Here is a 20,320-nt window from a genome sequence, read left to right as displayed (position 1 = left end):
CCGTGGCCCACGACCTCCGCATCGTCGACAGCCATGTCCACCTGTGGGACCTGTCGCGCGCCCGCTACGATTGGCTTCAGGACGATCCCCTGCCGAACAATCCGGCGGGGGACATGAGCCCCATCGCCCACCGGAACTATCTGCTGGACGACTATCTGGCCGATACGGCGGGCTGGCGCGTGGACAAGATCGTCCATGTCGAGGCTGGCCAGCCCATCGGTCGGCAGTTGGCCGAGACCGACTGGCTGCAATCCATCGCTGACCAGCGCGGCTACCCCCACGCCATCGTCGCCGGCGCCGACCTGCTGGATCCCGACCTGGACGCCCTGCTGGAAGCCCAGGCGGCGCGTCCGAACGTGCGCGGCGTGCGCCAGATCGTCTGCTGGCACGAAGACCCACTGAAGACCTACACCGACCGCGATCTGCTGCGCGATCCCAAATGGGTCGAGGGTTTCGCCAAGCTGGCCCGACACGGCCTGTCGTTCGACCTCCAGCTCTATCCGTCGCAGATGGCGACCGCCGCCATCATCGCCGCCCGCCATCCCGACATTCCGATGATCGTCAATCACGCCGGTCTGCCGACCGACCGCAACGACATCGGCATGGAGCGTTGGCGGATCGGCCTGCGCCTGCTGGCCGCCCAGCCCCAGGTCTCGATCAAGATTTCGGGCCTTGGCATCACCGACCGCGCCTGGACGCCCGACAGCATCCGCCCGACCGTCCTCGAGTGCATCGACGCCTTTGGAACCGAGCGCGCCATGTTCGCCTCGGACTTCCCGGTCGAAAGCGTCCACGGAACCTTCGACGCCTTCTATTCCGCCTTCGACGCCATCACCGCCGACTTCTCGCCCAACGAGCGAGACCGCCTGTTCGCGGGCAACGCCGAGGCGATCTACCGCCTCTGACCTCGCCGCTATGTGGCGGTCAGGGCCTGTAGCCCAGACGCGCCGCCGCCTCCTCCAGACTGTCGCCGATCAGGGCCAGGTTTTCGATGGCCGCCAAACTCCATTGCGCCGCGTCGTTGGTCGACACCTGCGCGTCCTCTTGGATGGGACGCAGAACATCCACGCCGCCCACGGGCATCGAACGGGCGCCCAGCAGCGCCTGCAGCTTGGCCGGATCTTTGCCCAGAAACTCGCTCCAGGCCCGTTGCGCCAGGGCGGGGTCGCCTTCCTTATTGGCTGCATAGGCGGTCAGGCGTGAGTGCGCCTCGGTCAGCGACCGGCCCCTGGGCGCCTGGCCCAGCAGGCCGGCGATCTCGTTGTCCGGCGCGTTGTAGTAGCGGCAGTATTCCAGCCAGGCGGCGCGATAGGACGGCACATCCAGCAGGTCCAGCAGTTCGGCGTTCATCTCCGCCACGCCGAAGACGGCGTTCAGATGCGACACGGCGACATAATCGCCCTGCCCCTGATAGCGGCCGGTGGCCAGATCGAACGGCGCCTCTCCGGCGAACCAGCGGCGCTTCATGCCGCCGATGGTGGTCATGCCGTTGACGATCCGGTCGCGCCAGCGGCGGTCGCCCGTCCGCTCCCATTCCGTCAGCCAGGCCGAGATGAAGGCGCCCCATGAGGTGCCGAAGCCGGACACCACCTGCCCCTCGGGGACGGCGCGTCCCGGCGCGGGCGGCAGCTTGCGTGAGATGTCGACGTTCTGAAGCGCGTGGTCCGACTCGTTCAGTTCGCGCATCAGGTCCCCGACCCGCTCGTCCGCCGTCAGGAAATAGTAGATGCGGCGATAGGCGACGTTCGAGACGCGCGGCTGTTTGGACGAATCCGACCAGTGCTGCACCCCGTGGCGCGTGCCGAAGCCCTTGAACCGGCCCAGGTGATAGACGTCCACCTCGCCCGTGTGGCGCGTCATGGCCTCGGCCAGCTTGAACACATCGGCTCGGCCCGTCCGCAAGTAGCTGGTCCACAGCCACAGGTCGGTCGAAAGCTCTGAGTTGTCCCAGGCGTAGCCGCCGACGTCGTAGCGCCACATGTGGCGATCGGGGTCATAGGTGTGCATGACGTCGCCATAGGACCAGAACCCGTACCAGCGCCGCTGATCGACCTCCTGAATATAGTGGTCCAGCAGGTGGGTCAGCCGCCCCTCCAGCGCCGCGCGAACGGGCGTGGAGGCATCGGGCAGGGACCAGTCGCCGAACACGCCCGCCCTATGCATCCGCGCCGGCTCGACCGTCAGGCGCGCCGGATCGGCGATCTGTTCGGCCATGGCCGAGAAGTCCGCGTGCGAGGGCGTCCCGCCCAGGGCCCAGAGCGTCAGTTCCGAGGTGCGGGCGATGCCGTGGGCGTCGTCCCAGCCGGCCTCATAATCCTCATAGGTGATGTCCAGCCCGACCAGCTCCTCGGCCGTGGTGTCCATGCCGTTGGCGCTGCGATAGGGGCGCAGGTCCATGGCCGGGGCTTCCGGCGACCACATCCAGGCCGTCAGCTGCGCCGTGTCGGTATGGGCGTTGCGGATGTCCAGCGCGACCGGCGCGCGTTGCCAGAAGTCCTTCAACCCCAGGGCGACCCCGCCCGAGGCGCCGCCGACATAGGCCAGGCCCCGGCTGCGCCTGCCCGCATTGGAATCGATCCAGGCATGGCCCTCGCTGGTCCGCTTGCGCAGGGTGAAGCCGTCGGGCGACAACTGGCTGAAGGCGAAATCGCCCCACTCAGGCACCCATTGCAGACCGTCGTTCTTGAGGATGTCGGGCAGGTCGGCGAAGGCCACGGCGCGGCCTTCGATCTGGGCCTGACGTACGGCGGGGGCCGGGTTGGCGCGTGTCCGCAGCCCCGTCAGCGTCCGCACCGCCTCGCCCCACACCCCCTCGCCCTCTCCGGCGAAACGGATGTGGCGGTTATAGCTTTCGTCGGTCATCGGCGTGTCGGCGACGACGCCCACCCCCCGGATGAAGTCGGTCTTCGGGTCGCCGTCGAAGATGAAGCTGTGGACGATCCGCACGCTGTCGGACCCGGCGTAGAAGTACAGCCGCACCGAGACCGGCAGCCACTCGCGCGTTCCATCGGTGTGAACGCCGTCCAGCTTGATCACCGCGCGTACGGGGCCGGACTGCTCGACCACAGCCTGACGGATGCGGACGCCGTAGCGCGAGGACTTCACCGCCCCGCCCTCTTCCAGTTCGGGCTTGTCTTGCGACAGGGCGACCAGGGACAGCTTGCCCACGACCGAACGGCCGCCGCGCGTCGCGCCGGAAACCAGGGCGTCGCCCGACTTCGGCACGCGCCATTCCAGATCGCCGACCGTGACGACGATCTGCTGGCCCCGATCGGCGACCCGCACCGGCTTGCCGGGCGCAGGCGAGACGCCGGGGGCCAGCGTCAGACCGTCCAGCGAAGCATCCCCGGTCACCGCATGGGCCGACCATTTCAGCGAACCATCCGGCCAATAGGCGATCGGCCAGGACTGGGCGGGGGTTGCGCGGCCCGATCCGTCGCGGATACTGAACGCCTGATTGGGGCGAAGGGCGCCGCGCGGCCACGGCACGCCGAAGGTCGCGCCCTCAAGCCGGGCAGGCTTATGGCCATCCAGCCAGCGAAGAGGCGTGGCGGGCGCGCCGCGGCGCGGTGCGGCCAAGGCGACGCCGGATACGGCCTGAGCGGCGGCGAGAGAGACGGCGCCCATCAGCAGGTGACGCCGCGAAGGTTGGAACGACATGTTCGACTCCCGCCGCCCCAGCGGCGCTTTACGCACTGAAGGAAAAACGGCCGCCGCCCCTAGAGGCGACGGCCGCGATCACCGAGATGATCAGTATTTGTAGGTCGCGCCCAGGAAGAAGCGGCGGCCCGAATAGCCCCTGTTGATCAGGCGGATGTCGCCCGCATAGGTGCTTTCATCCTCTTCGGTCAGGTTCTTGCCTTCCGCGAACAGGGTCAGCCCCTTCAGGCCGGGCTTCCAGGAGATCTTGCCGTCCAGATAGCCGGTTGGCTCCTTGATGATCGGATTGCCCGACTGATCGGCGGCCGTAACCAGGTACTGCGAGCGATAGTTGTAGGCCAGGCGCGCGTTGATCGGACCGCGCTCATACCACAGGGTCGCGTTGTAGCTGGTGCTGGACAGGCCGGGATACGACAACTCCGAACCATCGAGTTGGCTGAAAACGCCGACGTCCGAGGCTTCCTGATAGGTGTAGTTCACGTCGGCGCCGAGGCCGGACAACAGGCCGGGTAGGAAGGTGAAGGCGGTTTTGGCCGTCAGTTCGACGCCCGAAATCTTAGCGCCTTCGCCGTTGATGAAGCTGTTATAGTAGTACAGCACGCCGTCGCCAAACACGTCCCGCTGGCCCAGGCTGGTGCGCGAGGGCAGATAGAAGGTTTGGATGTCCTTATAGAAGAAGCCGGCCGAGAACTGGGTGTCGCGGTTCGGATACCATTCGAAGGACAGGTCGTACTGCGCCGCTTCATAAGGCTTCAGGTCTGGGTTGCCGGCCGAGCAGCTGTCGGGACCATCTTCCGCCGTTCCGTCGTTGGCGTAGTTGATGGTGCAGGTCATGTTCGGCAGTAGGTAGTTGTAAAGCGGCCGCGCCATCAGCTTGGCGTAACCGACCCGCATGCTCAGCATATTGTCGATCAGCCAGGCGTTGACGTTGAAGCTGGGCAGCCACTTGGTATAGTCGCGCGTTTGCTCGACTAGGGTGTTGGACACGACCGCTGTGGTCGCCACGCCGTTGACCAGACGGGTCTCGCTGCGCGTGAACTTGCCCGCCGTATTGGTCTGAGTATGGACGCGGCGCAGGCCCAGGTTCCCGACCAGATCCAGGCCGAAGATCGGCAGGGCCCAGTCCAGACGGACGTACTGAGCGTCGGTCTGTTCCTTCACGCGGTACGGAATCTGGTCATAGGTTTTGCCGTCGTTGCCGACGCCGGAATACAGGTTGTCCAGGTTGAAGTGGCTGGTGTCCAGGTTCTGGGCGATGGCGCCGAAGTTCGGATACAGCCAGTTCGAAGGCAGAGCGCCGCCGCCGTAGTAAAAGTCGGACGGCAGAGCCGTCATGGCCGAGCCGAACACCGAGTTCGAGAAGGCGCGCGACCAGGTCTCGGTCGTGTTCCAATAGTTGGTCTGATACGCATTGCCGTACAGCGGCGCCGTCTGATCGACCGTCGCCGTGTCGCTGACTCGGGCCGTGGAGTTAATCGAGTTGGCGTAGATGACGATGTTGTCGAGTTCCGAGGCCAGATTTGCGCCAGGGCTGACGATGAAGCCGCCGTAATCGTAGCCCTTGGTTTCGGCGTTCGAATACCGCCCGCCGAACTTAATGTTGGTCAGGAAGGTCGTGCGCGGGTCGAAATCGATGTCCAGCTTGTACTGATCCTCCTTGTTCGACGATTGCGAGGGCCGATACTGGATCTGGTATTGGCTGACCGCAGAGGCGTCGGACGGCGAGAAGCCGGGCGCGAAGGTGAAGATCGGCGCCGAGGTGCCTGGTTCCAGGCTGACGACCATGCCGGGCGTGTTGAAGCTGACCGAGACGTTGTTGGTCTGGCTCAGCGTCTCGCTCTTGGCGTTGGCGCCGAGGAAATCGACCTTGAAACGGTCATTGTACCACTTCAGCCCGTAGGTGATGTAGTCGGAGTCCGTCTCGTAGCGGAAATCGCGCGACGAGATGCTGAATGCCGAATCGCCGCCTCGACCCGAGGTGCCCAGGCAGTTGCCCACAGTGTATTTTATGACGTTGTGGTTCGCATCCACGACCACGCCCGGAACGGTTTCGGCGGTGGCCGGTGTGACGCGGGTGCACGCCGGACCGTAGTTCAGACGGTCAAGTGCGGTGAAGTCCGTACCATAGTTGATGTCGTTCAACTGCTGCGTCCGGTGGTTCGTCTGATAGGTGACGAAGCCACGCAGATTGTCGGCGAACTTGTATTCCGCAGTGAACTCGCCGGAGCTGCGCTTGTCCTCCCGCGTCCAAACACGATAGCGCGGCACGCGCGGATTATAGTCGTACCACTGGCTTTGGCACGCGGTGCGAGCCTGCGCGGTAGTCAGGGTGTTGGCGTCGGGCGTGGTGAGAGTCGCGCACGCCGCCTCGCTGCCCACGGCGGCGATATAGTCGTTCACCGCGCGGCTATAGGATTGGTTATAATAGTTGACCGTCTTGTTCGGCGAGTTGTCGAAGTCCGCGAGGCGGGCCCACGAGTGATCGTCGTAGAAGTCACCGCGGGTCAGGACATTGTCATAGGTGACATTTGCCATGAGGCCGAGACGGCCGTCCAGCAACTGGGTCGCACCAAACACGCTGGCGCGGGGCTTCCAGTCCGGCAGGGTGTCCAGCTTCTGACCGGACAAGGTCATGGAGAAGGTCGGCGCGCGGAAATCCAGCGGCTTTCGCGTCTGGACCGACACCGTGCCGCCAACGGCTCCCTCGGTCATGTCGGAAGTGAAGCCCTTGAACACGTCGATGGACTTGACGATCTCGGCCGGCAATTCACGGAAGTCGTTGGACCGGCCGCCGCCGCCATAGACGTTCAGGTTTCCGGCCGTGGACAGGACGCTGACGCCGTTGACTTCGACGCGGTTCAGGTCGGGCTCGACGCCACGGATCGAGACGGCGTTGCCTTCGCCGAAGTCACGCGACAGTTGGACCCCCGTCACTCGGCCCAGGGCCTCGCCCACGTTCTTGTCGGGGAACTGGCCGATGTCGTCGGCGACGATGGAGTCCGACACGGTGCTGGCCGAACGCTTGCGGTTCATGGCCGACTGAAGGCTGGAACGGGTGCCGACCACCACGACTTCATCGACGGTCGAAACCGGAGCGTCCGACGCCTGGGTTCCCGTCGGCTGCTGGGCGTTCGCCGCGCCGGCGGACGCCAGCATCAGGGCGGCGGCCCCGGCGGTGTACATGAAGCGGCGGGCCCGTCGCCCGTTCGACTGTGTCGTCACTGAAGTTCCTCCTGCGGCCTATGGCCTTATTGTTTGAGCGGCGCCCTCGCGGCCGCCCCCCGGCGGCGCATTGTGTGAAGGCTGTGGCGCGGGCGTTGCGACGCCCGCAAATCATCTGCGGCTGGCGCTCCGGTCAGCGTCCATCGACGCCGGACGCGAAGACGCGCCCATTCACGCTTCCCTCCTGACAGCGGTCCTTTGCGGACTCGTATTCTCGCTACCCAGCCCTCTATAGCACCGGGTCTGATTTGTGCCAAATATGAATTTGTCGTCTCACATTTTAGGAAATCAGAGATGGCGCTCAGAAAAACTTAATCACACCAGCCGGTTGCGGCCCCACAGACGCTCGTACTTCCACCCCGTCAGGCTTTCGACGATCTGCTTGGCTTCTGGGCTGGACGGCTCGGTCTCTCCAGACCGCAGACGGTCGATTTCGCTCATCAGGACCTTGTGGCTGGGTTGATCTAGGCGGAATGACCACGAAAGGATCGCGCCCGCCGCCATGACCAGGATCGGGCCGGCGACCAGCAGCCCCGCGACCGTGGCCACCGCCCCCGGCGTCTGCGCGACCACGCCCCCCGCTGCGCCAGCCTTAGGCGAGACATAGCCTCCGGTCTCGATGATCCAGCCGGTCAGGATGATGGCCCCGGACTGGGCGACCTTGCGCACCAGGGTCATTACCCCCGCGAAGATGCCCTCGCGACGCTGGCCCGTGACCGCCTCGTCGACGTCCGGCAGATAGTTGTAGACCGACCACGGCACGAAATTCAGCGTGCCGCGCCCCAGCCCCGCCAAGACGATTGGCCCCAGCAGCCAGAAGGCGGCGCCCAGGTTGAACCCGCCTGAGCCCGGATTGACCAGGGCGAACAGATCCTGCCCCCCGACCGTCGGCCGCACGAAGTAGAAGATCAACAACAGCATCAGGGCGGCGGTGAAGAAGCCCGCCGCGATCCGATAGGCGATCACCGGCCCGATGCGGATGACCAGATGGATCGCCACCATCACGGAGATCAGCTGGGCGACATACATGGCGGTCATCATCTGCGAGATCATCACCGTCGCGCCCAGCATCACGGTCGCCACGAAGATCGGAAACGCGGTGTTGAAGATGTCCTGAGAGATATAGCCGCCCAGATAGATCGACAGATGCTGGCGGAAGGCCCGGATCCGCAGGGTCGAGAACAGGTCGCGGAACATGTTCACCGGGATCAGCAGCGCCTTGCGCAGGCTGGGCGGCTCGGCCTTCACCGCCTTCTCGGCGTCGGTGAACGGACGTTCCCAGGTGAAGATCACGACCAGGATCACAACGGCGCTGAACAACAGGCCGAAGATGGTCGCCATGATCAGGAAGGTCTGGGCCGAATCCCGACCGCCGAAGTTGTTGATGATCAGGGTCGGCAGATAGGAGGCCAGGATGGCCGAGCTTTGGGCCATCAGCATGCGCGCGCCCGCAAACTTGGCCTTCTCCTTGTAATCCTTGGTCATCTCGGCCGCGAGCGTTTCCCAGGGAATGAGAAACATCGTGTACAGCAGCTCGAAGAAGATGAAGGCGGTCAGATAATAGACGAAGGTCTGGCCGCTGATGAAGATCAGGGCGAAGCTGGGCAGCAGCGGAATGGTGATCAGAAGGAAGATCTTGCGCCGCCCCACCGTCCTGCCGATCCAGGTGTGGCGCAGATTGTCCGACACATAGCCGATCAGCGGACAGGTGATGGCCTCCAGCAGTCGCGGCAGGCCCAGGATCAGGCCGGCCTGGACCGGCGTCAGGTCGCAGAAGGTCGTGAAGAAGTAGAACAGCCAGCCGGTGATCACCGCCTGGGCGCCCGCCCCCAGCATGTCGCCGGAGCCCCAGCCCCAGTAGTTGTACCAGCGCGGGATGCGGGCGGACGGTTCCGTGGACGTCATCTCGGCTTCTCCAGACCGCGGCGCGTCAGATGTACTGACGCAGGAATTCGCCCAGGCACAGGATCGCCAGGGACTGGCCGTAAGGCATGGAGGTCAGCGGAATGTCCTTATAGCCCTGCAGGTCGTCGAAGACCGGCGTGCCGAACGACACCTGCTGCAGCTCGCCGTCATCCGAGATGTTGGCCAGCACGCCCTTGACCGCCTTCAGCGCCATTGGGGCGTATTCGGCGCTGATGTAGCGTTTGCGCACCGCCTTCAGGACGCCGTAGGCGAAACCGGCGGTCGCCGAGGCCTCCAGATAGCTGTCGTGATCGGGGATCAGGGTGCGCCACAGGCCGCTCTCATCCTGATGTTCAGCCAGGGCCTTCACCTGGGCCTCCAGCGTCTCGATCAGGAAGCGGCGCAGGCTGTCTTCTGGCGGCAGGTCCAGCAGCTCGATGAACTCGGGGATGGCGATGGTGACCCAGCAGTTTCCGCGCGCCCACAGGGCGTCGGCGAAGTTGTGCCGTCCCAGGAAGGTCCAGCCGTGGAACCACAGGCCGGTCTTGCGGTCGAACAGATATTTGATGTGGAGGAGGAACTGCTTCTTGGCCTCCTCGACATAGTGCGGGCGGCCCAGCACCAGGCCGATCTTGGCCAGTGGCAGGACGCTCATCATCAAGGTGTCGTCCCACAGTTCCTGCGGGTTCTCGTCGTTGAAGACGATGTGCTGGAAGCCGTCTTCCTCGGTGCGGGGCAGACCATCCATCAGCCACTCCGCCCAGGTGTCGAGATAGGGGATGAAGGTCTGGTCGCCTGTCTGCTCGTAAAGATAGGCCAGGGTCAGGAAGGGCGAGACGGTGTTGATGTTCTTGGTGGGGGTGCCGGCGGCGAAGCGGTCGCGGAACCAGTTCAGCATGATGTCCAGCGCCGCCTGATCATTGGTCTGCTCATACAGCTTGTAGATGCCGTACAGGCCGATGCCGTGGGTCCACTCCCAGTCGTTCCAGCCCTTGGTGTCGATGACGCGACCGTCTTCCAGACGCAGCAGGAACTCGCCCGTGTCGTCCTTGATGTTCACCAGATTGTCCAGCAGGCGGGCGATGGCGTCGCGGACGTCGGCGTAAGGCAGGTCGTGGATCAGATTCGGCATGACGGGTTCCCAAGGCGCCGAGGCGCCGTCGCTCAGACAACATCGGGCGTCGGCAGGCGGGTCTGTCCGCTGGCGCGACAGCCTAGGCCGTATCGCGCGCCTTCGGCGTCCCCGACAGTTTCCACCCCATTCCTTGAAACGGCGACTGGCATCACCGTCCCATTTTTTATATAGCTCTCTCATTATGTGAGCCGAAATGCCTCGTCAAGGCGACGGCCGGCTCTCAGATAGCCTTGGGATCGATCGTCGACGTCAGACGCCTCGGCCCCTCTCAAACCAGCGCGAGACCCACGCCATGTCCGATCCGATGTACGACAAGATTTATCAGGCCACCCACCCGGACATGATGGAGGGAGCCACGAACCAGCAGCTGCGGGATCGCTATCTGGTCGGCGGGCTGTTCACGCCCGGCAAGGTCAGCCTGAACTATTCCCACAACGAGCGGATGGTGCTGGGCGGGGCGATGCCGGTGGACGGCGCCCTGGGCCTGCCCAGCCATTCGGAGCCGCCGTCCCTGGCGGGCAAGCCGTTCCTGCACGCCCGCGAACTGGGCGTGGTCAATATCGGCGGCGCCGGTTCGGTGACGGTTGATGGCGAGACCATCGAACTGGCCTTCCGCGACGGCCTCTATGTGCCGATGGGGTCGACCGAAGTGACCTTCGCGTCGAAGGACGCCGCTGAGCCGGCCCGATTCTATCTAGTCGCCACGCCGGCCCACGCCCGCTACGACCTGACCAAAATTTCGATCGATGAGGCGGTGCCGTTGGAGATGGGGTCGCTGGAGACCTCCAATGAGCGCACCATCTATCAGTACATCGTCCCGGCGAAGGTGAAGTCCTGCCAACTGCTGCTGGGCGTGACGGTCCTGAAACCGGGCTCGGTGTGGAACACCATGCCGCCGCATCTGCATGACCGCCGTTCCGAAGCCTATCTGTATTTCGGTCTGGGCGAGAACGACCGCGTCTTCCACTTCATGGGCGAGCCGGACAATGCGCGTCACATCGTCGTGGCCGACGGCGAAGCCGTCATCAGCCCGCCCTGGTCGATCCACATGGGTTCGGGCACGTCCAACTACACCTTCATCTGGGGCATGGGCGGCGAGAACCTCGACTATACCGACATGCACAAGCTCGACATCTGCCAACTGCGCTGATCCGAACAGGAGAGGAAACAACCATGAGCAATCCGTTCGACCTGACCGGCAAGGTCGCCTTGGTCACCGGGGGCAACACGGGTCTGGGTCAGGGCATCGCCCTGGCCTTGGCCGAGGCCGGCGCCGACATCGTTTCGGTCGCCCTGTCCGATTCCGACGATACGGTCGCCCAGGTTCAGGCCATGGGCCGGCGCGCCCACGCCGTCAGCGCCGACCTGACCTCGATCGAACCGGTCGAGCGCGTTCTGGCCGAGGCGCTTCAGGCCATGGGTCGGGTGGATATTCTGGTCAACAACGCCGGTCTGATCCGCCGCGCCGACGCGGTGGACTTCTCCGAAGCCGACTGGGACCTGGTGATGAACATCAATCTGAAGACCGTCTTCTTCATGAGCCAGGCGGTCGCCCGCCACTTCATCAAACAGGGCGATGGCGGCAAGATCATCAACATCGCCTCCATGCTGTCCTTCCAGGGCGGCATCCGCGTGCCGTCCTACACCGCGTCCAAGTCTGGCGTGGCGGGTCTGACCAAGCTGATGGCCAACGAATGGGCGCCGCACGGCATCACCGCCAACGCCATCGCCCCCGGCTATTTCGCCACGGCCAACACCCAGGCCCTGCGTGAAGACCCGGTGCGGTCGGCCGAGATCCTGGGCCGCATTCCCGCCGGTCGCTGGGGCCAGCCCTCGGACCTGGGCGGCGCCGCCGTCTTCCTGGCCAGCCGGGCCTCCGACTATGTTCAGGGCGCCATCCTGCCGGTCGACGGCGGCTGGCAGGCGCGCTGAGACACGGTTAGCGTTCCGACATGACCAACACCGCCTCGGGTCCCTCGGCCGCCTCCCGCGCCATCCTCTGCTTCGGCGAGATGCTGCTGCGGCTGTCGCCCAATCAGAATGAACTGCTGATGCAGTCCCCCGCCCTGACCGTGCGTCCGGGCGGGGCCGAGGCCAATGTCGCCGTGGCCCTGGCCCGCTTCGGCGCGCCGACGCGGATGGCGACGGTCCTGCCGGACAATGCGCTGGGCCACGCCGCCCGCGACGAGGTGCGAAAGCACGGCGTCGACACCACCCCCATCGTCTTCACGGCGGGACGAATGGGCCTGTATTTCCTGACGCCCGGCGCCGTGCGCCGTCCGTCCGAAGTCCTCTATGACCGCGCCGGTTCGGCCTTCGTGGAGCGTGTCCACACGGCCTTCGACTGGGACCGGCTGCTGGACGGCGTCGAGTGGCTGCACGCCTCGGGCGTCACGCCCGCGACCGGCCCCAACGGCTCGGCCGCCGCTGTCGCCCTCATCGAGGCCGCCGTCCGCATGGGCGTGAAGGTCAGCTATGACGGCAACTTCCGCGGCAAGCTGTGGGACCAGTGGGACGGCGATCCGCCCGCGACACTGGGCAAGATGCTGGCGGGCGCCACCGTCGCCTTCGCCGACGACCGCGACTTCGCCTTGGTGCTGAAGACCCGCTTCGACAGCCCCGACCCAGCCGAGCGCCGCCGTCAGGCCGCCAAGGCCGCCTTCGCCGCCTTCCCCCGCCTGGAACGCATCGCCTGCACCCTGCGGGTTCAGGACAGCGTCGCCGACCAGGCCCTGTCGGCGGTCATGCTGACCCGCGACGGGGACAGCATCATCGAGACCCATGCCGAAGCCATCCACCTGAGCGGCGTCGTCGACCGCGTCGGCGGCGGCGACGCCTTCGCCTCGGGCGTCCTGTTCGGCTTGTGGAGCGGATGGGCGGATCAGCAGGCCCTGGACTTCGGCCTGGCCGCCGCCGGGCTGAAACGCTCGGTCCCCGGCGACTTCAACCTGTTCACCGCCGACCAGGTTCAGGCCGCCATGGGCGACGGCGGGTTCGACATCCGGCGATAGGCCGTCCTCTCACCAAAGAGACACCCCGATGCTGACGGCGATCCTGATGGCGGCGACGATATCGACCTGGCGTTTCGACCTGGCGCCCCAGCCGACCGCGCCGGATCGGATCGCGGTCCAGCCCAGCCAGACCTATCAGCCGGGCGGATACGGCTTTGAGCCACAGTTGACGCCGGACGGTTATGCCTTCTCGGCGGCCGTCCCCGAGGGCCTCTATCGCGTGACGGTCCGCTTCGGCAGCGCCCAGGCTGGGCGCACCACGGTCAAGGCCGAGGCTCGGCGGCTGATGGCGCGCGACATCGTCACCGCCCCCGGCGTCTATCAGACCCGCAGCTTCATCGTTCCCGTGCGCGGCCCCGCCCTGGCCGCGCCGCCCGCCAATGCGCCGGGCGGCGCGGCCGTCGTGCTGACGCCGCAGGAGCTCGCCTCGCGCACCTGGGACGACCGGCTGACGCTGGAGTTTCTGGACCATCCACAGGTCGCCGCCATCGACATCGCGCCGGTCGAGGCGCCCGTGATCTATCTGGCGGGCGATTCCACCGTCACCGACCAGCCGTCCGAACCGGCGGCCAGCTGGGGCCAGATGCTGCCAGCCCTGCTTGGTCCCGACATCGCCGTGGCCAACCACGCCCAGTCGGGAGAGACGCTGAAATCCTTCATAAGCGAACTGCGCCTGGCCAAGATTCTGACCACGCTGAAGGCCGGGGACTGGCTGCTGATCCAGTTCGGTCACAACGATCAGAAGGTCCAGTGGCCCCAGACCTATGTGGACCCTGAAACTACCTATCCCGCCTATCTGAAGGTCTTCATCGCCGAGGCGAAGCGACGCGGCGCCCACCCGGTCCTGGTGACCTCGCCCGAACGGCGCAACTTCCGCGACGGACGCATCCAGGACACCCTGGGCGCCTATGCCGAGGCGGCGCGCAAGGTCGCGCGCGAAGAGGACGTGCCTCTGATCGACCTGAACGACGCATCCCGCCGCATCTATGAGGCGCTGGGCCCGGATCAGGCGGCGAGCCTGTTCAACGACGGCGGGGCGGACCGCACCCATCATGACAATGCCGGGGCCTGGCTGCTGGCCCGCGCCGTCGCCGCCCAACTCGCCGAAAAGGCGCCGGATCTGGCGGCGCACATCGCGCCCGAGTTCCGCACCTTCACGCCCGACGCTCCGCCGATGTCCGAGACCGACATCGCCCCCAGCCTGTCGGCAAGCCGGGAACGCCCGCGCGGCGATTGACCGCGCTGCGAAGCGTTTGACGCGCGACGTCGGAGCCACTACCAAATGGTGAAACAGAATACCGAATAATCGGAACTGGAGGAATCATGAGTTCGCTTCACGCCTTCCGCATGCAACTGAAGCCCGGCGCGGTCGAGGAATACAAGGCGCGTCACGACGCCATCTGGCCCGAACTGGCCGAACTGCTTACGGCCAGCGGGGTCAGCGACTATTCGATCTTCCTGGATGAGGAGACCCTGTCCCTGTTCGCGGTGCTGCGCCGCGCGGACGACCATACGCTGAACGACCTGCCCAACCATCCGCTGATGAAGAAATGGTGGACGCATATGGCGCCCCTGATGGAGGTCCTGCCCGGCGACCAGCCGCGCGAATGGCCCCTGCAACTGATGTTCCATCAAGCCTGATGCGGGCGCTTCTTCTCGCGGCCGCCGTCGCCGCCGCCCCGCTGGTTCAAGCCTCGACCGCCGTCGCCCAGACAGCCCAGGCCACCGCCGATTTCACCGCCCCCGCCCAGACCTTCGGCCGCGTCTCCTATGACGCGCGATCCCTGATGATCGACGGCAAGCGCCTGGTCATCTGGTCGAGCGAAATGCACCCCTTCCGCCTGCCCAGCCCCGAGCTGTGGCGCGACGTGCTGCAGAAGATGAAGGCGAGCGGGTTCAACACCGTCGCCTTCTATTTCGACTGGGGATACCACAGCCCCAAACAGGGGGTTTACGACTTCACCGGCATCCGCGACCTGGATCTGTTGCTGAAGATGTCCGAGGAAGAAGGCCTGTACGTCATCGTCCGGCCTGGCCCCTACGCCAACGCCGAACTGACGCGCGGCGGCTTCCCCGGCTGGCTGGTCAATCAGCGCGCGCCGTCGCGCACGGATTCGCCCGAATATCTGGCCGCCGCCGACGAGTGGATGACCCAGATCAATGGCATCATCGCCCGCCACCAGATCAACGGCGACGGCAAGGGCAACCAGGGCTCGGTCATCCTCTATCAGATCGAGAACGAGCTGGCGCTGACCACGCCTGCGCACCGCCGCTACATGGACCATCTGTACGCCAAGGCGCGGGCGGACGGCATCAATGTGCCGATCTTCCATAACGACCAGGGCCGCAACGGCTATTGGGCGCCCGAGACCTCGCCCGTCGACAAGGTGGTGCACGGTCCGGTCGACCTCTACGCCTTCGACGGCTATCCCGGCGGCACCTGCACAGTAGGCGGCCAAGTCACGCGCGGCGCGGCGGCGCCCGACTGGGGCTTCTATGGTCCGGGCGGAGCCAAGGGCGGAGCCTCGGCCTCGCCTTCGACCCCCGGCTTCATGGCCGAGATCGGCGGCGGCTGGTTCGACTATTGGGGCTCCAACGGCGGCTATGAATGCAACGCCCGCCAGCGCGGCGAACGGTTCCAGCGCGTCTTCTACGGCGTGAACCTGGCCAACGGCATCACGCTGCAGAGCATCTATGTCGGCTTTGGCGGCACCAGCTGGGGCTGGCTGGCGGCGCCCGTGGTCTTCACCAGCTACGACTATGGCGCGGCCATCTCGGAGGCGCGCGAAATACGGCCCAAGGCCGAGGAGATGAAGCAGCTGGCGGGCCTGCTGGAGTCGGTTCCCGATCTGGCCGGCATGATTCCCGCCGGGCCGGTCGAAATCTCGTCGCCGAACATCCAAGTCTATCATAACCGCAGCCCGGAGACGGACGCCCGCTTCCTGCTGGTCACGCACAAGCCGTCGAACGGCCAGACGAACGACGACTTCACCGTCACCGCCAGCCTGCCCGATGGCCGCTATGTCGTGCCGATGACGCTCAACGGGTTCGACGCCAAATGGCTGGTCGCGGGGGTCGATCTGGCCGGTCAGCGGCTGGTCTATTCGACGTCCGAGGTCCAGGCGGTCCTGCCGTCGGCGCGCCAGCCGGTCGTGCTGATCCACGGCCGTAAGGATGAGCCGGGTCAGACCATGCTGCGCTTCGCCTCGGCCCCGACCGTGACGGTGCTGGAGGGGCAGGTTCGCTCCGCCTTCGACGCGGCGGCCGGCGACCTGAAGCTGGACTACGCCCACCAGGGTCTGGCCCGCGTGAAGATCAGCGGCGGCGGCCGTCCCGACCTTCTGCTGCTGATCGGCGAAGAGAAGGAAGCCGCCCGCTTCTGGCGTCAGGGCGATGTCCTGGTGCGCGGCCCGGCCCTTCTGCGTCACGCCCGTATCGACCGCGGCCAGCTGCTGCTGACCGGCGACACCCGTGAGGCGACGCCGCTGGAGCTGTGGTCGTCCCAGGCGGTGCGGTCCGTCCGCTGGAACGGCGCGACCGTCGCCACCCGCACCACGGCCTCTGGCGGACTGGAAGCCCGGTCCGCCCTGCCCGGCCCGGCCGACTTCGCCCTGCCCGTTCTGACGAACTGGCGCGCGGCCCCCGGATCGCCCGAGGCCAAGCCGGACTTCGACGACCGCGACTGGCAGGCCATCGACAACCGCGCCTACGCCAGCAACACCCTGCGCCCCGACGGCCAGCCGAACATGCTGATGGACGCCTATGGCTTCCATGAAGGCGACGTCTGGTATCGCGGCCGGTTCGAGGGCGGTCCGAACGCCGAGACGATCGAGCTGTTCTACGGCGCAGGCGGCGCAGGCATGCTGCAGCTGTTCCTGGACGGCGAACTGGTTGGTCAGGACGAACTGCCCACCGGAATGCCGCGCCCGATCACCACGGGCATGGCGCGCTTCACTCTGCCCGCCGCCGCCCGCACGCCGGGTCCGCACGTCCTGTCGGTCATGGTGCGCAACAACGGCCACAACTGGAACCTGGACGCCAACGACTTCCACAAGGAGGCGCGTGGTCTGGTCTCGGCCTCGGTCGGACCACGCAGCGGCCCCGGTTTCTCGGCGCCTGTCGCCTGGAAGATCCAGGGCCGTCAGGGCGGTGAGGACTTCACGGACACCGTGCGGGGCGTCGCCAACAACGGCGGTCTGTTCGGCGAGCGCAACGGCTGGCACCTGCCGCAGTTCGACGACACGGGCTGGAGCGCCGCCACGGTCGGTCAGCCCCTGCAGGCGGGCGTAACCTGGTATCGCACCGGCTTCGACCTGAATGTGCCCCAGGGCCAGGACGCCTCCATCGCCCTGGCGTTCGGCGACATCGACAAGCCGCGTTCGGACACCGCCTATCGCGTGCTGATCTTCGTCAATGGCTGGCACATGGGCCAGTTCATCGCCAACGTCGGCCCGCAACGGGTCTTCACCCTGCCGGAAGGCATACTGAACGCCCGCGGCCATAACAGCATCGCCCTGGCCGTCTCGACCGACGGGGCGCCCGGCAATGTGCTGGAGGACGTTCGCCTGATCACCCAGCGCAATGTGCGCGGCGGCGTTCAGACCACGACGGAAGGGGGGCGGCGATGACCGCACCCCGCCTGCCGCGTCGGGCTCTGTTGGCGTTAGGCGCGGGCGCCGTCATTGCGCCCGCCGTCGCCCGCTCGCAAACGGCGTCCTCGGCCACGCCCGCCGTGTCCGCGCCCTTCGAGGTCCGCCCCCTGTGGCCCAGCGCCGCGCCGGGCGGCGAGGCGGTGACGGTTCAGGAGCAGGTCGTGCTGCGTAACCCGAACGGCGATCCCAACGACACGGCCTTCGTGCATGTGCGCGATCCGTGGATCATGCTGCGTCGTCCGGCCCGGCCCAATGGCGCGGCCATTCTGATGATCCCCGGCGGCGGCTATCAGCGCGTCGCCGTCAGTAAGGCGGGCGGCGCCATCGACGCGCGCCTGGCAGAGATGGGCTACACCGTCTTCATCATGGATTACCGCCTGCCCGGCGACGGCTGGGCCGCCGGTCCCGCCGTCGCGCTGCAGGACGCCCAGCGCGCCATCCGCATCGTCCGCTCACGCGCGGCGGAACTGGGTTTCGACCCGAACCGCGTCGCGGTCGCCGGTTTCTCGGCCGGGGGCCATGTGGCGGGCATGCTGGCGACACGCTTCGCCCAGGAGACCTACGCCCCCATCGACGCTATCGACCGCCTGCCGACCCGGCCCGACTTCGCCGGACTGATGTTCCCGGTCGTCACCCTGACCCAGCCCTACGCCCACGGCCCATCCACGCGCGCCCTGGTCGGCTCCGCACCCACGGACGCCGCCAGCGACGCCTGGTCCAACGAACGCCATGTACCCGCCGACATGCCGCCGACCTTCATCGCCTCGGCGGCGGACGACCGCGTGGTGCCGGTCGAGAACAGTCTGATGCTGTGGCAGGCCCTGCGCGCCCAGAACCTGCCCACCGAACTGCACGTGTTCGAAAAAGGCGGCCACGGCCTGAACGATCCGGGTCAGTCAGGCCCGCCCGCGTGGGAAGGTCTGTTCGACGCCTTCCTGCAACGCGATCGCACACCGCCCACACGCTAGCGTTGGAGCCCCATCAGCCCAGCAGAACGCAAGACCCTATCGCGGCGCGGAAGGGTCTCCGCCTTCGCCTAGCCTGTACGAACGATGCACGTCGGCTCCCGGCCAAGCCGTCGGCGATCTGTCATTGAGAGAAGGAAATGGTGGACGCGACAGGGATTGAACCTGTGACCCCCTCGATGTCAACGAACTGCGCTCTGACAGAAATCCAGACGACGATTGAGCCGTGGAGCCACTTCGTTTGCGGCTGATGTAGCTAGATGCTGCCCTTTTTCATGCGTTTCTGGTTAGTTTCTGGTAAGCGCCGTCATCGGGCAGCGAGGGCGAAGCGTCATGACGTGACCCCCTGAAACTCCTCCACGAATAGCTAGAGTCCGCCCCTCGAAAGGACGGACAGAATGAAGCGATCACGGTTTACGGAAGAGCAGATCATCGGGATCCTGCGCGAGCAGGAGGCCGGTGTTCCGGTGGCGGACCTGTGCAGGAAGCACGGGCTGAGCTCGCCGACCTTCTACAAATGGAAGGCCAAGTATGGCGGCATGGACGTGTCGGAGGCCCGGCGGCTGAAGGCGCTGGAAGAGGAGAACGCCAAGCTGAAGCGGATGCTGGCGGACTCGATGCTGGACAACGTCGCGCTGAAGGATCTGCTGGGAAAAAAGTGGTGACGCCCGCTGCGCATCGAGCGGCGGCGGCGCACCTGCAGTCGGCTTACGGGATGAGCGAACGGCGGGCCTGCCGGGTGCTGGGCGTGGACCGGACGAGCGTGCGCTATCAGGCGACGCGACCGGACGACGGCGCCCTGCGCGATCGGCTGAAGGCCCTGGCTCAGGAGCGTCGGCGGTTCGGCTATCGACGTCTGCACGTGATGCTCCGGCGCGAGGGCCATGCGGTCAACAAGAAGCGTGTCCAGCGGATCTACCGCGAGGAGAAGCTGACGGTGCGTCGGCGCGGCGGGCGCAAACGCGCGATGGGCACAAGGCGGCCGCTGGAGATTCCTCTGGTCGCAAACCAGCGCTGGTCGCTGGACTTCGTGTCCGACCAGATGACGGACGGGCGGCGCTTCCGCATCCTGACGGTGATCGACAACTGCACCCGCGAGTGCCTCGGGCTCGTCGCCGACACCTCGCTGTCAGGGCGACGGGTGGCGCGCGAGTTGGACGCCATCATCCTGCGACGCGGGCGACCCGAGACGATCATCAGCGACAACGGCACGGAATACACGTCCAACGCCATCCTGGCCTAGGCCGACGACGCCGGTGTGGGCTGGCACTACATCGCGCCGGGCAAGCCTCAGCAGAACGGCTTCAACGAGAGCTTCAACGGCCGTCTGCGTGACGAGCTGCTGAACGAGACGCTGTTCCGATCCCTGCCGCACGCCCGTGCGGTGCTCGAAACCTGGCGGCGCGACTACAACGAAACCCGGCCGCACTCGAAGCTCGGCTGGCTGACGCCGCAGGCCTACGCAGATGCGCTCAGCGGAAAGATCGGCCGGTCCGCTGCGCTGGTTGGAGGCTGCGCTGACCGGCCTCTTGCCAACCCCACCAACCCCAGTTCAGATCACCAAAGGACTCTCGTTATGGCTGGATGAGAAACGGGGGTCACGTCACGTCGAATAGCCTTGGCGCTCATTGTCATTCTCCAGATTGTGATGGTTGCGCGCGATAGGTGCGCGCGATAACGTCAAGGCTGAGCCTTTCGGCTCGCTCTAGCGGGGAGCTAGGGCCGGAGGTTCCGCAGATGCCCCGGCCAGTCTTCCAAATTTGCCAAGCC

12 protein-coding genes and 1 pseudogene are annotated in these 20,320 nt (G+C 66.2%); 9 read left to right on the top strand and 4 right to left on the bottom strand.

The window, feature by feature from the left end:
• The first annotated feature begins 2 nt into the window (after positions 1–2).
• Positions 3–905: an amidohydrolase family protein gene (locus ACYX4P_RS05310; RefSeq protein WP_292074498.1), complete on the top strand. Its 903-nt coding sequence runs from the start codon at positions 3–5 to the stop codon at positions 903–905.
• A gap of 19 nt (positions 906–924) precedes the next feature.
• Here ACYX4P_RS05310 and ACYX4P_RS05305 read toward each other — a convergent pair whose 3' ends face one another.
• From ACYX4P_RS05305 to bglB, 4 genes are all read right to left on the bottom strand, one after another.
• Positions 925–3,660 carry an exo-rhamnogalacturonan lyase family protein gene (locus tag ACYX4P_RS05305; protein WP_292074495.1) on the bottom strand — a complete coding sequence of 912 codons (2,736 nt, stop codon included), beginning with the start codon at positions 3,658–3,660 and terminating at the stop codon, positions 925–927.
• A gap of 90 nt (positions 3,661–3,750) precedes the next feature.
• Entirely contained in the window at positions 3,751–6,882 is a 3,132-nt protein-coding gene (locus ACYX4P_RS05300; RefSeq protein ID WP_292047114.1) for a TonB-dependent receptor, read from the bottom strand.
• A gap of 315 nt (positions 6,883–7,197) precedes the next feature.
• Positions 7,198–8,787, bottom strand: a complete 1,590-nt coding sequence (locus tag ACYX4P_RS05295; RefSeq protein WP_248117975.1) for an MFS transporter — start codon at positions 8,785–8,787, stop codon at positions 7,198–7,200.
• Between the two features lie 25 nt (positions 8,788–8,812).
• Positions 8,813–9,919, bottom strand: a complete 1,107-nt coding sequence (bglB, locus tag ACYX4P_RS05290) for a beta-galactosidase BglB (RefSeq protein WP_248117977.1) — start codon at positions 9,917–9,919, stop codon at positions 8,813–8,815.
• Positions 9,920–10,226: 307 nt separating this feature from the next.
• On the opposite strand from bglB, the gene kduI reads away from it, so the two are divergent.
• The 8 genes and pseudogenes from kduI (at position 10,227) to ACYX4P_RS05250 (ending at position 20,138) form a co-directional block, all read left to right on the top strand.
• Positions 10,227–11,072, top strand: a complete 846-nt coding sequence (kduI, locus tag ACYX4P_RS05285) for a 5-dehydro-4-deoxy-D-glucuronate isomerase (RefSeq protein WP_248118073.1) — start codon at positions 10,227–10,229, stop codon at positions 11,070–11,072.
• 23 nt (positions 11,073–11,095) lie between these two features.
• On the top strand, positions 11,096–11,854 hold the full coding sequence (kduD, locus tag ACYX4P_RS05280; protein WP_248117979.1) for a 2-dehydro-3-deoxy-D-gluconate 5-dehydrogenase KduD: 759 nt from the start codon (positions 11,096–11,098) through the stop codon (positions 11,852–11,854).
• Positions 11,855–11,874: 20 nt separating this feature from the next.
• Entirely contained in the window at positions 11,875–12,933 is a 1,059-nt protein-coding gene (locus tag ACYX4P_RS05275) for a PfkB family carbohydrate kinase (RefSeq protein WP_476070217.1), read from the top strand.
• 28 nt (positions 12,934–12,961) lie between these two features.
• Entirely contained in the window at positions 12,962–14,170 is a 1,209-nt protein-coding gene (locus ACYX4P_RS05270; RefSeq protein ID WP_248117983.1) for a rhamnogalacturonan acetylesterase, read from the top strand.
• A gap of 86 nt (positions 14,171–14,256) precedes the next feature.
• A complete protein-coding gene (locus ACYX4P_RS05265) occupies positions 14,257–14,574 on the top strand; it encodes an L-rhamnose mutarotase (protein ID WP_248117985.1) in 318 nt (105 codons plus the stop codon).
• Positions 14,541–17,561, top strand: a complete 3,021-nt coding sequence (locus ACYX4P_RS05260; protein WP_248117987.1) for a beta-galactosidase — start codon at positions 14,541–14,543, stop codon at positions 17,559–17,561. The genes ACYX4P_RS05265 and ACYX4P_RS05260 overlap by 34 nt, the downstream gene beginning before the upstream one ends.
• A complete protein-coding gene (locus ACYX4P_RS05255; RefSeq protein ID WP_248117989.1) occupies positions 17,558–18,553 on the top strand; it encodes an alpha/beta hydrolase in 996 nt (331 codons plus the stop codon). The genes ACYX4P_RS05260 and ACYX4P_RS05255 overlap by 4 nt, the downstream gene beginning before the upstream one ends.
• 395 nt (positions 18,554–18,948) lie before the next feature.
• Positions 18,949–20,138, top strand: a pseudogene (locus ACYX4P_RS05250) (IS3 family transposase).
• Positions 20,139–20,320 lie beyond the last annotated feature (182 nt).

The sequence above is a fragment of the Brevundimonas sp. ABV4_179 genome, assembly GCF_056311945.1.
Note: the sequence above shows the minus strand (reverse complement) of the source record. Positions and strands in the feature narration are given on the sequence as shown.

What these genes read in the sequence shown, in the direction of transcription:
- ACYX4P_RS05305 (WP_292074495.1), bottom strand. Translation starts at nt 3,660, where the DNA reads ATGTCGTTCCAACCTTCGCGGCGTCACCTGCTGATGGGCGCCGTCTCT.
- ACYX4P_RS05295 (WP_248117975.1), bottom strand. Translation starts at nt 8,787, where the DNA reads ATGACGTCCACGGAACCGTCCGCCCGCATCCCGCGCTGGTACAACTAC.
- bglB (WP_248117977.1), bottom strand. Translation starts at nt 9,919, where the DNA reads ATGCCGAATCTGATCCACGACCTGCCTTACGCCGACGTCCGCGACGCC.
- kduI (WP_248118073.1), top strand. Translation starts at nt 10,227, where the DNA reads ATGTACGACAAGATTTATCAGGCCACCCACCCGGACATGATGGAGGGA.
- kduD (WP_248117979.1), top strand. Translation starts at nt 11,096, where the DNA reads ATGAGCAATCCGTTCGACCTGACCGGCAAGGTCGCCTTGGTCACCGGG.
- ACYX4P_RS05275 (WP_476070217.1), top strand. Translation starts at nt 11,875, where the DNA reads ATGACCAACACCGCCTCGGGTCCCTCGGCCGCCTCCCGCGCCATCCTC.
- ACYX4P_RS05270 (WP_248117983.1), top strand. Translation starts at nt 12,962, where the DNA reads ATGCTGACGGCGATCCTGATGGCGGCGACGATATCGACCTGGCGTTTC.
- ACYX4P_RS05265 (WP_248117985.1), top strand. Translation starts at nt 14,257, where the DNA reads ATGAGTTCGCTTCACGCCTTCCGCATGCAACTGAAGCCCGGCGCGGTC.
- ACYX4P_RS05260 (WP_248117987.1), top strand. Translation starts at nt 14,541, where the DNA reads ATGGCCCCTGCAACTGATGTTCCATCAAGCCTGATGCGGGCGCTTCTT.
- ACYX4P_RS05255 (WP_248117989.1), top strand. Translation starts at nt 17,558, where the DNA reads ATGACCGCACCCCGCCTGCCGCGTCGGGCTCTGTTGGCGTTAGGCGCG.